The sequence below is a fragment of the Chryseobacterium sp. ISL-6 genome, assembly GCF_018613715.1.
GTDB classification, from domain to species: Bacteria; Bacteroidota; Bacteroidia; order Flavobacteriales; family Weeksellaceae; genus Chryseobacterium; species Chryseobacterium paludis.
Genome location: NZ_JAGGPT010000001.1, coordinates 1 through 14645, shown reverse-complemented (window position 1 = coordinate 14645; position 14645 = coordinate 1). Strand labels below are relative to the sequence as shown.

Here is a 14645-nt window from a genome sequence, read left to right as displayed (position 1 = left end):
AGCCCGGCAATGCAGCCGGGCTTTTTTATGCTTTTAATACGGACAATTTCTTTCCATTATTTATATTTTTGCTTTTTCACAATTTTGCTGTTAATTTAATTTTCTATTTTTGAAAAGATTATTAATAAAGTTTAAAAATGAAAAAACTATCATATACACTTTTATTTGCATCAGGCCTGGCTTTTGGTCAGTTCTTCGAGAAACCTGAAACCTTTACAAAACAAGATACTTTAAAAGGGTCTAACACTAAATTCAGAAACTTTTGGGATGTTAAGAAGTATGAGCTTTCGGTAGAACCCGATTTCGACCAGAAAAGCATCAAGGGAACAAATAAAATCAGTTTTGAGATCATCAAGGACGTAACTAACCCCATCTTTCAAATTGATCTCCAAAAACCTATGAAAGCTGATAAAATAGAAGGAAGTCTTCCTATTAGTGAATTCAAACAGGATGGTGATTTTATTTTTATTACGACCAATAAGAATTTTAAAAAAGGAGAAAAATATACCATCGATGTTACCTATTCCGGAAATCCTGTCATTGCTAAAAAGGCACCTTGGGATGGAGGCTGGGTTTTTACCAAAGATGAAAATGGAAATCCATGGATGAGTGTTGCTGATGAAGGAATCGGAGCTTCAATATGGCTTCCTACCAAAGATATCTGGAGTGATGAACCTGACAATGGAATGATCATGAAGATTATTACACCTAAAGATCTTGTAGGTGTGGGGAATGGAAAATTAATTGATAAAAAAACAGAAGGCGATAAAACCACATACACCTGGGAGGTTAAAAATCCTATTAATGCCTACTCTATCATTCCAAACATTGGAAAATATGTAAACTTTAAAGATACTTTTAATGGTGAAAAAGGAAAACTGGATCTGGATTATTGGGTATTGGATTACAATTTAGATAAAGCAAAAAAACAATTCCAACAGGTAAAGCCAATGCTTTCAGCCTTTGAGTATTGGTTTGGCCCATATCCTTTCTATGAAGATTCTTATAAACTGGTTGACTCCCCTTACCTGGGAATGGAACATCAAAGTAGTGTTGCTTACGGAAATAAATATATGAATGGGTATCTGGGAAAAGACTTATCCGGAACTGGGGTTGGACTGAAATGGGATTTTATTATTATTCATGAAAGCGGACATGAATGGTTTGCCAATAATATTACAGCAAAAGACCAGGCTGATATGTGGATCCATGAAAGCTTCACCAACTATTCTGAGGTTCTTTTCACCGAAAAATACCTGGATAAAAAATCTGCGGATATTTATGCAATCGGAATTCGAAATATTGTAAGTAACGATGTTCCGATTATTGGTAAATATGGAGTTCGCAATGAAGGCAGTGGAGATATGTATCCTAAAGGAGCGAATATGATCCACACCATCAGACAGATAATCAATAACGATGACAAATTCAGACAGATCTTAAGAGGTTTAAATAAAGAATTCTATCATCAGACTGTAACTACTCAACAAATTGAAAATTATATCAATTCTAAATCGGGTATTGATTTTTCAAGTATCTTTAATCAATACTTAAGAACAATTAAAATTCCTACACTTGAATATTCTCAGCAAGGAGAAACGTTAAAATTCAGATATACGAACGTCGTTAAGAATATTAAACTTCCTATCAGAATAGATGGAGATCAAACGATAACTCCAACCCAAGAATGGCAGACGGTAAAGTTGAAAAAAGGTACCCCAATAGAGTTTAATAAGAATTATTATATCAACTATAAGAAGGTGCAATAGAAGTAAAAATTCAAGATTATTAAATCATAAATTCAGTATTTTTATTTTTTAGTCACTTTATGTGAATAAAATTTAAGAAAAGTTTAATACGTTATTTGACTTCAATCTGTAACAAAATCATTTTTAGAGCAACTACTTAACTATAAATTCTAATCAATGAAAAAAATAGCACTTAGCTTAGGTATTCTAGCCGCAGTTCTGGCCAATGCCCAGTCTATTAAAACCAATATTGACTTAGTCAATGTGAAAGACGATAAAGTGGCCGTTACCATGGAGTTCCCTAAAATGAAATCCGGTAATGTAAAATTCCATTTTCCAAAAACAGTTCCCGGAACGTATTCTGTGGATGATTATGGCAGATTTATAGAAGGCATTAAATTCTTAGACAACAAAGGAAAAGAATTGGCTTTTACTAAAGTGGATGACAATTCGTATGCTCTTAAAAATGCACAGTTTTTAACGAAGATAACGTATCTGGTAAACGATAGTTTCGATGATGAAGGTAATACTGAAAAACATAAAGCAGTATTTTCTCCTTCAGGAACAGATATCGAGGAAGGAAAAATATACCTGATCAATACTCATGGATTCATTGGGTATATCGATGATATGCAGGATGTACCTTATCAGCTGGTGATTCAGAAACCAAATGATTTTTATGGAACCACAGCATTGGTAGATCAGGATAAATCAGAAGCTACAGATACTTTTACCCTGGCTAATTATGCTAAAGTAACAGATTCTCCATTAATGTATACAAAACCTGATTATATTACTTTCAATGCAGGAGGTATGGATTTGGTTTTAGGGGTATATTCACCAACAGGAAAATATAAAGCTGCAGATTTTAAAGAAAATCTTGAAAAGATGGTTGTTGCTCAGAAGAAGTTTTTGGGTGATATGAATACCAATAAAAAGTATGCAATTATGCTTTACCTTTCTGGTTCAGACGGACCACACATCAAAGGTTTCGGAGCACTGGAGCACCATGAGTCTACAAGTGTTGTATTACCTGAATTAATGCCGAAAGAAGCGATTGACCAAACGATTACAGATGTTGTTTCTCACGAGTTTTTTCACACAGTAAATCCACTGAAAACACATTCTGAAGAAATTCATTATTTTAATTATGCAGATCCTAAAATGTCTCAGCATCTTTGGATGTATGAAGGTGGAACAGAATATTTTGCTAATTTATTCCAGATTCAGGAAGGATTGATCAATAAAGATGAATTCCTGAAGAGAATGGGCGAGAAAATAAGCAATTCAAAAAGCTTCAATGATACGATGCCTTTTACAGTAATGAGTAAAAATGTACTTGTAGAACCATATAAAGATCAATACCGAAATGTGTATGAAAAAGGAGCATTGCTTGCAATGTGTATGGATATTGAATTGAGGAAGTTGTCGAATGGTGAAATGGGATATCGTGATATGATCAGAAAGCTATCTCAGAGATTTGGAGAAAACAAGCCATTTAAAGATGACAAACTGATCGATGAGTTAGTCACTGTTACCGGATATCCACAGATCAAAGATTTCTACAACAAATATATTGCCGGCAGCCAACCAACTCCTTATGCAGAATATTTAAGTCAGGTTGGTGTTGAAGTCACTAAACAGGAAACACCTCCTATTTTCTGGATGATCAAAGATCCAAATCAAACAGGATTTAATGAAAAAAATAATACTTTTATTTTTGATGAGAATTCTCCATTATCTCCTTTTGCAAAAAGTATAGGTTTTAAAATCACGGATGAAGTATTTGCAATAGACGGAAAAACGATTGATGTTAAAAACATACCTGCTTTCATCAGTTATACCAAAACAATTAAGGACGGACAAAATGTTACTGTAACTGTCTTAAGAAAAAATGGTGACAAGACTGATAAAATAGATCTTAAGGGAAAAGCAATTTTAGATAAACTGACAAAAGAATCACTTCAGTTTAAAGCTAGCCCAACACCAGCGGAACAAAAACTGCAGGATCAGTGGTTAACTGGCAAGAAATAACAAAATGACAATAACAAAAAAGCGGGGACTAATCCCCGCTTTTTTGTTTTATTCAAGTATAGTAAGACTAAATATAAATTAATTAAGCTTTCTTAATGGTTATCCTAAAAGTAGTTCCTTTTCCAACTTCTGTTTGTGAGATTTTGATATCTCCATTATGGTATTCCTGTACCACTCTTTTTGCCAGCGACAATCCCAATCCCCACCCCCGTTTCTTTGTAGAATAACCGGGTTTAAAAGCATTTCTCGCCTGATTTTTTGTCATTCCGCTTCCACTATCTTTTACTTCCACCAGAATATTTTTATTTCTTTCAAAAACAGACATCTGTAATGAACCTTCCCCTTTCATTGCATCTACCGCATTTTTAACTAAATTTTCAATCACCCAGCTCATCAGAATCTTATTGTGGGGAACCAAAATAACATATGTTGGCAACTGTAAGGTAAAACTGATCTTCTTAGAGATCCGTGATTTTAAATATTCATAATTTTCCTGAATCATCTGATTAAAATTCATATCATTCAGCTCCGGTACAGATCCAATTTTCGAAAATCTCTCGGAGATGGTTCTCAATCTTTCTATATCTTTTTCGATCTCATAAATCCCTTCAGATTCCGGACTTTCCAATTTCATGATTTCCATCCATCCAATCATGGATGAAAGAGGTGTTCCTATCTGGTGGGCTGTTTCCTTTGCTAATCCGGCCCAGACATATCCTTCGTCGGTCTTTTTAATCGTTCTTAGGAACCAGAATGAAAATAACAGATAAGAGAGTATGAATAAACCCAGAAAATAAGGATAGTACCTTAGGTTATTAAGCAGTGATGAGTTATCATAGAAAACAAACTGCTTATCACCATTGGCCACTTCAATTTCAAATGGTGCATAATTATTTTCCATTTTTGCGATCAGTTTTCTTAGTTCCTGTGGGTTTGCAAGAATTTCTTTCGCAATATTCCGTGAACTTCCTTCAAAAATAAAAGGTTCTTTATTTTCATCCGTTAAAATCGATGGGATCTGATCATTCTCAGTTAAGATCGCAAATAATAGTTCTTGTGTTTCTGAGCTTTTCTGCTTGTTATCCTGTAAAATTTTTATGGCAGTAGCGAAAACTTTTATCCTTTCTGCCTCTTTCTCTCTTAAGTTTTTAATGAGAATATTCGAAGAGACGATCAAGGCAATAACGATTACCGTAAGTAATGTAAATACAAACCAGTTATTGATCCTCGATAAAAACGGACGATTTTTCATTACTCCTTTATTTTAGAATATTCAGAATTTTTTGCAATTCTGCATTTCCACTTCCCTGATAGTTATTAATAATTATAGAAAATACGTATTTTTTTCCATCTTTAGCCGTTTGATACCCTGCAAAAGATTTTGTATCCCTCATGGTACCACTTTTCATTTTCATCCCATTCTCCTGAGTAGGAAAACCATCATAATAAGATTCAAACCAAGATTGTTTTTTAGCATATAATAAAGCCTGTACTTCTGCTTTTGCTGAAACATAATTCTGTGGAGAAAGGCCACTTCCGTCCGCAAAATTGATCATATTCGGATTGATACCATTCGATTTCCAAAATTCTTTAAGGTAAGCTACTCCACTTTTAAAACTTGAATTTCCTTTTTTCTCTTTTCCTAAAGTTTTAATTAACGTTTCACCATAAAGGTTAATACTTTTTCTTAAAAACCAATAAATAATTTTATCCAATGTTGGTGATTGATATGTAAGGATTATATTTTTCTTTGGAGTTTCAAGAGGTTGTTTTCCTTCCATTTCAAGTTGCGAATTGGTAATTACTTTTCCCGAAAAATCAATTCCTGATTCTTTAAGCCACTGTTTCACCTCCACCCCTAACTGTAATGGTGGATTAGGAGTAGCTCCTGATACCGTTACTGTTTTACCGCTTGGTAAGGTTCCATTAATCAGGGCCACATTAGAGCGTGGTGCAGTAAAAATAAGACTCTGGTCGGAACTTCCACCAGCATTCAGATCATTTAGCCATTGTACCCCTTCTAAAGGATAAGAAAAGCTTTTAAATTCAGTTCCGTTTATATTGATGTCAAATTGATTTTCTCGCCAATTCACTCCCCATACTCCAGCTCCATAATAGTTTCCAAGATCATCCCAGGGCCAGCCGCCGGGAATAGTCTGATGATCAAAATAAGAATCATCAATAATTAAATCTCCAGAAATCTTTGCTACCCCCAATGTTTTAATAGCTTCAATGAGTTTTTTCTTAAAACTTTCGGGCTTATAAGCTTCATACCTCCAGCTTCCCAAGGTCGGATCTCCATTGGAAGCAATAAAAAGATTTCCATTTAAGGTACTTCCTGAGATAGCACCTGAGTAGCTTGATGTCGTTTTGAAAGTATAATCTTTCCCTAACGTTTCCAATGCCGCTCCTGCTGTAAATATTTTCTGTGTAGATGCTGTAGAAAGTCCTTTATTACCTTGATATTCATAAATTAAATTTCCCTTTTCATCTGCTACATAAAAAGATAAACTGGATGCAATCCCTCCCGAAGAGTTCATCAAATCTTTCGTAGCATCATCTAATTTTTGAGTAATATCTTGAGCAAAAACTATTTGTGTAGAAAATATAAGAACAGCAAGTGTTTTTTTCATTGAATTTTAGTTTAATAAAATTGATCTATCCTTCATTTGCATAAATCTATTATACGATAAACAAATGTTAAGTATTCAATTCTTTATTCAAATATAAAAAAGATTGTTTGAATTAAATTAATGAACTTCCGGTCTCAATTTCATAAGGTTCTTTTCCTTTTTCGAAAATTCGGGTCAACTCACTTCCTTCAACAGTAATTTTCTCGCCTATTCTTCTGATCCAGTTTCCTTCACGAAGTCCAACTACTTTTAAGTCATTCTGGGTTAAAAATTCAAGAATTCTTGTCTCTCTTGTTTCTCCATTATGTTTTAATTCAGGGTTTGGATCTAAATAATGTGGATTTAAATTAAAAGGAACCAGTCCCATACAATCGAAACTTGGTGGATATACGATCGGCATATCATTCGTAGTTTTCATATTTTGTCCTCCTATGTTACTTCCGGCACTGCATCCTAAATAAGGTTTTCCACTTTCTACATTATTTTTTAAAACTTTCATCACATTTTCTTCATGTAAAGTTTTAACCAATAAAAATGTATTTCCGCCGCCTGTAAAATATCCTTTGGCGTTATTTAAAGCTTCAACTTTATCTTCAAATTCATGAAGACCCCTCACCTTTATATTGATTGTCTCAAAGAAAGAACGGGCTTTTGATGTATAATCGTTATGGGAAATCCCACCTGGTCTGGCAAAAGGAACAAAAATGATCTCGTCAATTCCTTTATATAACTGTATTAATTCTTCTCTTAAGTATTCTAAATATTCTCCGCCGAAAATTGTGGATGTTGAGGCTAATATGATATTCATAGAAGGAAATTATATGGTTTGTAAAAAAAATAGTTGAACTACAAAGATAAACTCAAACATCAACGAATCAAAAATTAAGCTAAAAAAAAACACTTATCCGTTAATATTTTCTAAAAAAACTTAAAGCTTCTAAAATTTGAGCCTTTGTGGAATTATTATTGAACTTTAGACTATAGAATTTTAAAATATAAGATTATGAAAATGATTAAAATTAATATCAAAAATCTATTTTTAGGTTTATTATTTGTAGGAAGTGCCAGTTTTTTAAATGCACAAACTACTAAAACGGACAGTACAAATAATACAGCTGATACAGCAGCTACTACTGCTGCAACTCAGTCAAGTCCGACTACTATAGATGCCCTTAAAAAACAAATCGAGGCCAATCCAAAGGATACAGAATCACTAGGAAAATTGGCTACAGCATATCAAGAAGCGTCAGACTGGACCAACGCAGTTGCTACCTGGAAAAAAATATCTGTATTATTACCAGACTGGGCTCCATCTTATTATAGTCAGGCTTATGCATATCAAGCCGCTAAAGATGATGCCAATGCAAAAATTGCTTATGAAAAGTATATCGCTACTGTAAAACCAGAGGAAGTGGAACAAAATAAGAAGAACTTAGCTTACGCCTATTTTTATCTGGCCTTTACAGAACAGAAAAGTGATCCTGCAAAAGCAAAAGAACATATCGCTAAATCGATACAGTATGATCCTAGCAATCAGGATGCTGTAAAACTTAGCAAAACTTTAAATTCATAGTTTAAAAAAATCCGGGAAAAATTTCCCGGATTTTTTTAATCTTTACTGTAATGGTTTATTTCTAATTAATTGTCTTTCCGAAAAAATCAGTTTCCCCTTTTAAATGCCTGATGATTTTTTCAATATTACGCTGAATACTTTCTTCAGTTTTCAGATTGTTGATGTACTTGATCAATTCTAACCTTCTTGAAGGAATTAAATTTTCAAAGTTACGGAGCGTAACAGGATCTTCTTTAATTGCCTGATCCAGTTTCGGATGAATGCTTATACTTCTGTCTGAACTATCATATTCTATTGAAACTTCCAACATTTCTCCAATTCTCTTTGGTGAATTTTTCAGCATAATAAGATTAATGTACAACCTCCATTCCCCTAAATACTTCATCAAATTCTGTTTGTACTCTACACCATTCACAGTTCCTTTAACCGGTATTGGACTTTTATTTCTTTCCGAAGCTTCAAAGATTATTTTTAAAACCTCTTCTGGAACAAAAATAAAAGGATTGATCCCGATAATTTCAAGCTGGGCTGTAAACAGATTATTTTTCATGGATAACAAATTTAAAAAAATTGTTTCTTATTTATATTCTTCATAAATGATAACTTTAATTTTCAACTTCTAACAAAACAGCAAGTATCTCCCCATTAATTTTCCACTCACAAAGTATTCATTATCTTTGCATAAATAAATCTATTTAACAAAATGAAATTTTTTATTGACACTGCTAATTTAGAGCAAATTAAAGAAGCAAAAGACCTTGGGATTTTAGATGGTGTAACCACAAATCCTTCGTTAATGGCAAAAGAAGGAATTCAGGGAGCTGAAGCTATCAGAAACCATTATAAAGCAATTTGCGAGATCGTAGATGGTGATATTTCTGCAGAAGTACTTTCTACTACTTATGAAGAAATGATAAAAGAAGGTGATGAATTGGCAGCAATCCACCCAAACATTGTGGTAAAAATCCCAATGATCAAAGATGGTATCAAGGCGTTAAAATATTTTTCAGATAAAGGAATCAGAACAAACTGTACTTTAATTTTCTCTGCAGGACAAGCTCTTTTGGCAGCGAAAGCAGGGGCTTCTTATGTTTCTCCTTTCTTAGGAAGATTAGATGATATTTCAACTGACGGATTAAATCTTATTCAGGAGATTCGTTTGATCTTTGATAACTATATGTATGAAACAGAAATTTTAGCAGCTTCTATCCGTCATTCAATGCACATCATCGACTGTGCTAAGATCGGTGCAGATGTTATTACTTCTCCACTGCCTCCAATCTTGAGCTTATTGAAACATCCTTTAACGGATAGCGGATTGGCTCAGTTCATCGCAGATTCTCAGAAATTAGCTTAATAGCTAACAACAATATGGTAAAAAAAATCCCGAAATTCAGTTTCGGGATTTTTTATTATTTGTATAAATCAGGTTCTATTCTGTTATTGTTTTTTTGCATATCTTCTTTTGCTTTCTTTTCAATGCTCTTGTACATCTCATTTGTGTCAATATCTTTCCCATCCTGATTTTTCATCCTTACTACAGCACCGGGAGGAAGCGTACTCATGGTTTGCTTCATGTCTTTTGTAGGATCCGTCTGGTAATCTTTCCAGGCTTTTTTAAATTGCTTTTTAGTTACCTCAATATCTTTACCACCTAAACCAATCATTGTAACACCCGGCAATTGCACGTCTTCTTCTGAACTTATAGTTGTTTTTTTATTCGCAACTAAAGTCATTATATGCGACCCCGTTTTATCCTCCAATTTTACAATTAAACCTGGTAGTCCATAAAACTTATATGGTCCGTCCTGAAAAGGAATATCCGTACTAAACCATGCGATCCATTCCCTGCCACCATACGTTGCTGTTGCCTTCTGAGTATTATATTCCCCTATTTTTTGTTTTTCAGAAAGAATTTTCCATTCAGGTTTTTGATCTTCCGATATTTTATAGGTTGTTGTTCCTATTCTTTCTGAAAGTGACACCTTATAGTCGGGATAGGTCTTTGTAACGCTTGTAAAGATCATTCCCGGCTTTATATTTTTCTTGATATTGATACTTCCCCCAAATCCGCCTTTCATCTGTTTTGCAATATCAGCCTTTGCTGTAGAATCAGATACAAATTTTTCCCGACTGTAATATTTTGAACCATTTTTATCGATATCCAAAAGCATTACATCACTTTTCACATCTGCTTTATTGGTGGAATCTGAAATATATTTGTAATCATAATAAAATCGATTTACCTGTCCATTAGCAAATAGGCTTAAAAGCAAAAAGAGTAGAATATTATTTTTCATAGTTTATTAATAAAAAAGGCTTTGTCAATATAAATTTCCTTAATATTAACAAAGCCAGTTGGAACTTTATTTTTTGGTTTCAATTCTTATTTCGCTGGAAGAATCTCCGTCCTTTGAACGTTTATTAATATTCATACTCTTTATGTTAGCTGGATTTAATGCCTCCATCTCTTTTTTAGTAACCTGCTTGCCATCTATAAAAATTTTGGCATCATCATTTCCATTAAATTTAAAATTCTTCACTCCATTCATCGTAATATTTCCATTTCCGTCTTTTTTTACAAAGTCTGCATGCATCAACATAGCCGGCTCTTTTAAATCACTGAAACTGGTACTGGAATTAAATATATACGCTCTTCTGTTATTACCATCTAAAGCTCTTCTTTCCGCTTCAAGCTTAGCTCTTTCAACATCCAGTTTAGCCCTTTTTTCATTAAGTTTTGCTCTTTTCCTGTCTATTTTAGCTCTTTTTGCTGCGTACTCCATAGCCCCTTTTGCATTTTCAGAAGCTTTAGTAAGTTCTGCAGCATCCCATTTCATGTCTTTAATATCCTTGAATTTCATTACTTTCACTCGAGGAGCATTAGGAGGTGATGGGGGTGACGGAACCTCAGAGAAATCAAAGTTAATTTCTGGAATTTCTGGAATTTCGATATCCATATTATTCTTAAGATCTTTTACTTTATTTTTCCATTCATCAGATTTGAAAAAATCATTGATCTTTTTCACTTCATTTGCATTGATCGTATAAGCCATTCTAAAATCATCAGAACTTGTAATTTTTCCCATTTCTGCAGAAAGTGTACTTAGTTCATCGACATTCTTTTGAAACTCCTTACTTTCAGGTTTAAGCTCTTTTAAGGCCAGGCTTTTTTCCTGAATTTTCTTTCCAAGGTCTTTTAGTTTCTCAGTTTCCCTTTTTCTTAATATTTTTTGCTGAGGCTCATCAATTTTGCTTAGTCTACCCGGTGTAATAGTGTCCTTTTTAATTTCGGTCATATTTTTCACCCGAGGTTCTTCCTTAATTTGAGCTACAGCCTCATGAATAGCTATATTCGATTCTTTAATTTCCTTATTCTTAGCATTTACCATATAGGCAAAAGCAACAGTAAATAAAACCGGTAATGCAAAAATTCTTCGCGCATATCCGAATTTGGTTTTGGGTTTTTGTAACATTTTTAATCGTTTTTTTAGATTTGAACTTAAAAACGGACTGGTTGCAGGTAACTGTGTTCCGGAAAAGTGACTTGCTAAAAGCATCTGCGCAAATGCTTTTGTGTCCGATTGTTTGACGGCCTTTTTATCAGCCAGATATTCGTGGATTAATGTAAGTTCTTTCTTGATGAGATAAAAGAACGGATTGAACCAGAAAACGGAAGTAACCACTTCGATAAAAATTTTATCAAATGAATGTTTCTGCTCAATATGTACCATTTCATGCTTTAAGATCTGTTTACCTATATCAGAGTTCAATACAATTGAATTTTTCCAGAATAGGTTCTTAAAGTAAGAAAAAGGTGCTTCAGTGAGATTGGTATGGTAAAAATTGATCCCATCAAAACTCTCTTTATGAAATTGATTTTTAAGCTGCTGGATCTTGATGATCCCGTAGATGAATCTTCCTATAAAATAGAGAGAAACCAATCCCAAAGCTGAAAAAATAATTCTAAAATAAATGTGGTCATTGCTTATGTTTTTATCTGAATTAAAATTCTGTACTTTATTTATTAACAGGTACACCTCATTATTCACTTCTATTGTAAAGTCATCTACCTTTATAAGGGGTAATAATAATGACAGTAATATGGCCGATAACAAATAAAATCTGTTATAATGATGAAATGTCTTGTCCTTTAAAGACAACTGATAATACAAAAACGTTACACCTGAGCATAAAATAACTTTTCCAAAGTATAGAAATAATGTTTCCATCAGTTTTTCTTTTTGAGTTCGCTTAATAACATTTCAAGATCTTCAACAGTCATTTCGTTTTTTTCTACAAGAAAGGAAACTGCACTTTTGTACGAACCTTTAAAGTAGTTTTTCACAAGGCTTTTCATGGTTTTCCCAGAATATTGTTCTTTAGTGATCAACGGAAAATATTCGTGCTGCCTTCCGTATACATTATAATCCACAAACTCTTTATCCTTTAATACTTTTAAAATAGTAGAAACCGTATTGGTATGTGGCTTAGGTTCTGGAAATAAATCAAGAATATCTTTTAGAAATCCTTTTTCAATTTTCCAAAGGTATTGCATCACTTGTTCTTCTGCTTTTGTTAAAGTCTGAATTATCATATCCTGTTCATTTATTCATTAATGATATTGTATGAATTTCTATATCACTATGAAATTAGTTATACAAATGTAGAAATAAATATCAATCAAACAACTATTTTTTTAGTGATAAACCTTAATAAATCATAACTAACTGATAATCAATTAAATATTTTTAATTAAAATATGTTAAATTTTTAATGCGTATTCATTATCAGCTGAATTATCAATACTAAATCATTGAATTATAATCTAAATTCTTAAAACTTGTTAAATTTTATTAAATAAAATTAAAATGAATATGTTTAAACTGAGAAAATATATTTATTTTAGTGCTTTAAAAATTTCTCATGAAAAGATATAATTTACTGATTGTACTATTACTACTTATTTTTAACGTGACAACTGCTCAAAAGAAGGGTTCTCCTGCTGCAGATTTCAGCGCTTTAAAAGAAGCAAAAACTAAAATTGAAAAAACGGTTCCAGCTGTTATCGGACACCTACAGGCGATAGCAACCAAAGAAGGGGACAATAATATTCTTACCAACGGAAAGATCGCATTAGGAAAGGAATATGGTATTTTAGAATCTGAATGGCGTTTATACAGAGGAAATATGAACAATTGCATTCTGAACAATTCTTCTAAAAAAGCAAAAAAATGTATGGAGTATCATACTCAGTATTTGAGAAATACTTTAATCAATTACAAAAACTACATTACGTATCTAACGAAGAAGAATGGATATCTGGGTGTTGAAGGAGATACTAAGATCGATTTCAATCCAGGAGAAATTACAACTAAGCTAAATGAAGCGTACTTTAACGGAAATAATGCAGCCAATAGAATGAAAGGGGGTCAAAAGACCGAGTTTCTGGGGCAGAATATGGCTGAAGACATCAACTTAACACCTTATAATCAACTCGCTCAATAATATATAATCCCGCTTCTAAAGCGGGATTTTTTTTCACCAAAAAGTAATACTATACCTGTTTCAACCTCACCCCAGATATTTATTTTTTATTTTTTTATTCTCACCAAACATTATGTTATTATATAGTTCCCAAAGAGTATACAAATATTGAAATGAATATTCATAACTTGAGTAATAGAAATAGGTCATCTGGAAATTTAAAGTAAGTCATAGCCGATACCAATTTCTTCATGAATAAAATTAGCACTTTACTTTACTAGACCCAATCAGAAACTTTAACTTTTAGTAAGAATATGTATTCAATTTTCACATATTTATAGACAAACTGATCTTTTCACAGTTTCAAAGCTCTATTTTTCATCCAATAATCTGTATGTTATTAAATCTATTTGAGTTATTTAGAAAGTAAACAGAACGAAATACAGAAAATTATAATACAAAAAACATCTTTTATATTCTTTCATTATACATAATAATGTAGCCAACTGCACAGGCGCTGGAACTGGAATGGTATAAAATTTTGCTATATTTACTATATACACTGATATGAGATATTTTACAATAGTTGTTTTGATAATTTTTGCAAGTTGCCATAAAAAAATAAGCCAACCAATAGTTGACTACAGTACAAACTACAGTGACAATGAGCGTATGCTTTCACTATCAGCAGGACTAAAAAAACAAAAGCAACAAACAATTGTACTCATTGATCAAAAAGAATCTGATTATGATACTTTCAGGAATCTTATTGCATAAAATTAAAAATCTTAAAATAATAAAAGATAGCTCAGAAATAAAACTATTGAATTATCCTTATGATAGAATTAAGACCATAATTAGTGCCACAAAAAAATAATAAAGAGGCTATTTTAAGCCTAAACTTGTTCTAAATCCTATTGAAAAAATTAAAGTAATCTCCTGCCGGTTCAGTGCAAATAATTTTCAAAACTGTATGTTTTTTTTATATAAAGATGAAAATAACTTCAAACAAAAAAGAGAACCACAATGTGATTCTCTTTTTGCTTTAGTAGCGGGAACCGGACTCGAACCGATGACCTTCGGGTTATGAGCCCGACGAGCTACCTACTGCTCCATCCCGCGGTGTATCTTTAGAGTGTTTACCGAAAACACTTTATTCTTAGTAGCGGG

Annotated in this window: 12 protein-coding genes and 1 tRNA gene; 5 read left to right on the top strand and 8 right to left on the bottom strand. The window is 32.8% G+C overall.

Annotated features, from left to right (window positions below; translation table 11 throughout):
• Positions 1-137: 137 nt before the first annotated feature.
• Positions 138-1769, top strand: a complete 1632-nt coding sequence (locus tag J7E44_RS00065) for a M1 family metallopeptidase (protein ID WP_214824107.1) — start codon at positions 138-140, stop codon at positions 1767-1769.
• Between the two features lie 156 nt (positions 1770-1925).
• Entirely contained in the window at positions 1926-3782 is a 1857-nt protein-coding gene (locus tag J7E44_RS00060; RefSeq protein ID WP_214824103.1) for a M61 family metallopeptidase, read from the top strand.
• A gap of 82 nt (positions 3783-3864) precedes the next feature.
• On the opposite strand, the gene J7E44_RS00055 is transcribed toward J7E44_RS00060, so the two are convergent.
• The 3 genes from J7E44_RS00055 to pepE all read right to left on the bottom strand — a co-directional run bounded on the left by J7E44_RS00055 (position 3865) and on the right by pepE (position 7223).
• The gene (locus J7E44_RS00055) at positions 3865-5034 is read right to left on the bottom strand and encodes a sensor histidine kinase (RefSeq protein ID WP_214824100.1); all 1170 of its coding nucleotides are present in this window, start codon (positions 5032-5034) and stop codon (positions 3865-3867) included.
• A 7-nt stretch (positions 5035-5041) separates the two neighbouring features.
• Positions 5042-6415 (bottom strand): D-alanyl-D-alanine carboxypeptidase/D-alanyl-D-alanine endopeptidase, encoded by a 1374-nt coding sequence (gene dacB / locus J7E44_RS00050; protein ID WP_214824087.1) that lies wholly within the window; start codon positions 6413-6415, stop codon positions 5042-5044.
• Positions 6416-6527: 112 nt separating this feature from the next.
• Entirely contained in the window at positions 6528-7223 is a 696-nt protein-coding gene (gene pepE, locus J7E44_RS00045) for a dipeptidase PepE (protein WP_214824084.1), read from the bottom strand.
• Positions 7224-7418: 195 nt separating this feature from the next.
• Here pepE and J7E44_RS00040 point away from each other — a divergent pair, with 195 nt between their 5' ends.
• On the top strand, positions 7419-7988 hold the full coding sequence (locus J7E44_RS00040; protein ID WP_214824080.1) for a tetratricopeptide repeat protein: 570 nt from the start codon (positions 7419-7421) through the stop codon (positions 7986-7988).
• 61 nt (positions 7989-8049) lie between these two features.
• Here J7E44_RS00040 and J7E44_RS00035 read toward each other — a convergent pair whose 3' ends face one another.
• Entirely contained in the window at positions 8050-8538 is a 489-nt protein-coding gene (locus J7E44_RS00035) for a YdeI/OmpD-associated family protein (RefSeq protein ID WP_214824077.1), read from the bottom strand.
• Between the two features lie 153 nt (positions 8539-8691).
• Between J7E44_RS00035 and fsa the strand changes: the two genes are divergently transcribed.
• Positions 8692-9345: a fructose-6-phosphate aldolase gene (gene fsa, locus J7E44_RS00030; protein WP_214824074.1), complete on the top strand. Its 654-nt coding sequence runs from the start codon at positions 8692-8694 to the stop codon at positions 9343-9345.
• A 55-nt stretch (positions 9346-9400) separates the two neighbouring features.
• Here the strand turns inward: fsa and J7E44_RS00025 are convergent, their stop codons facing one another.
• From J7E44_RS00025 to J7E44_RS00015, 3 genes are all read right to left on the bottom strand, one after another.
• The gene (locus J7E44_RS00025; RefSeq protein ID WP_214824071.1) at positions 9401-10288 is read right to left on the bottom strand and encodes a GLPGLI family protein; all 888 of its coding nucleotides are present in this window, start codon (positions 10286-10288) and stop codon (positions 9401-9403) included.
• A 66-nt stretch (positions 10289-10354) separates the two neighbouring features.
• On the bottom strand, positions 10355-12220 hold the full coding sequence (locus J7E44_RS00020) for a M56 family metallopeptidase (protein ID WP_214824062.1): 1866 nt from the start codon (positions 12218-12220) through the stop codon (positions 10355-10357).
• Complete coding sequence (locus J7E44_RS00015; protein WP_089029799.1) at positions 12220-12585, bottom strand: BlaI/MecI/CopY family transcriptional regulator; 366 nt, start codon at positions 12583-12585, stop codon at positions 12220-12222. The genes J7E44_RS00020 and J7E44_RS00015 overlap by 1 nt, the downstream gene beginning before the upstream one ends.
• Positions 12586-12914: 329 nt before the next feature.
• Between J7E44_RS00015 and J7E44_RS00010 the strand changes: the two genes are divergently transcribed.
• Positions 12915-13496, top strand: coding sequence for a hypothetical protein (locus J7E44_RS00010; RefSeq protein ID WP_214824060.1), 582 nt, complete (start codon positions 12915-12917; stop codon positions 13494-13496).
• 1028 nt (positions 13497-14524) lie between these two features.
• On the opposite strand, the gene J7E44_RS00005 is transcribed toward J7E44_RS00010, so the two are convergent.
• Positions 14525-14597: transfer RNA gene (locus J7E44_RS00005), tRNA-Met, on the bottom strand.
• Positions 14598-14645 lie beyond the last annotated feature (48 nt).

What these genes read in the sequence shown, in the direction of transcription:
- J7E44_RS00065 (WP_214824107.1), top strand. Translation starts at nt 138, where the DNA reads ATGAAAAAACTATCATATACACTTTTATTTGCATCAGGCCTGGCTTTT.
- J7E44_RS00060 (WP_214824103.1), top strand. Translation starts at nt 1,926, where the DNA reads ATGAAAAAAATAGCACTTAGCTTAGGTATTCTAGCCGCAGTTCTGGCC.
- J7E44_RS00055 (WP_214824100.1), bottom strand. Translation starts at nt 5,034, where the DNA reads ATGAAAAATCGTCCGTTTTTATCGAGGATCAATAACTGGTTTGTATTT.
- dacB (WP_214824087.1), bottom strand. Translation starts at nt 6,415, where the DNA reads ATGAAAAAAACACTTGCTGTTCTTATATTTTCTACACAAATAGTTTTT.
- pepE (WP_214824084.1), bottom strand. Translation starts at nt 7,223, where the DNA reads ATGAATATCATATTAGCCTCAACATCCACAATTTTCGGCGGAGAATAT.
- J7E44_RS00040 (WP_214824080.1), top strand. Translation starts at nt 7,419, where the DNA reads ATGAAAATGATTAAAATTAATATCAAAAATCTATTTTTAGGTTTATTA.
- J7E44_RS00035 (WP_214824077.1), bottom strand. Translation starts at nt 8,538, where the DNA reads ATGAAAAATAATCTGTTTACAGCCCAGCTTGAAATTATCGGGATCAAT.
- fsa (WP_214824074.1), top strand. Translation starts at nt 8,692, where the DNA reads ATGAAATTTTTTATTGACACTGCTAATTTAGAGCAAATTAAAGAAGCA.
- J7E44_RS00025 (WP_214824071.1), bottom strand. Translation starts at nt 10,288, where the DNA reads ATGAAAAATAATATTCTACTCTTTTTGCTTTTAAGCCTATTTGCTAAT.
- J7E44_RS00020 (WP_214824062.1), bottom strand. Translation starts at nt 12,220, where the DNA reads ATGGAAACATTATTTCTATACTTTGGAAAAGTTATTTTATGCTCAGGT.
- J7E44_RS00015 (WP_089029799.1), bottom strand. Translation starts at nt 12,585, where the DNA reads ATGATAATTCAGACTTTAACAAAAGCAGAAGAACAAGTGATGCAATAC.
- J7E44_RS00010 (WP_214824060.1), top strand. Translation starts at nt 12,915, where the DNA reads ATGAAAAGATATAATTTACTGATTGTACTATTACTACTTATTTTTAAC.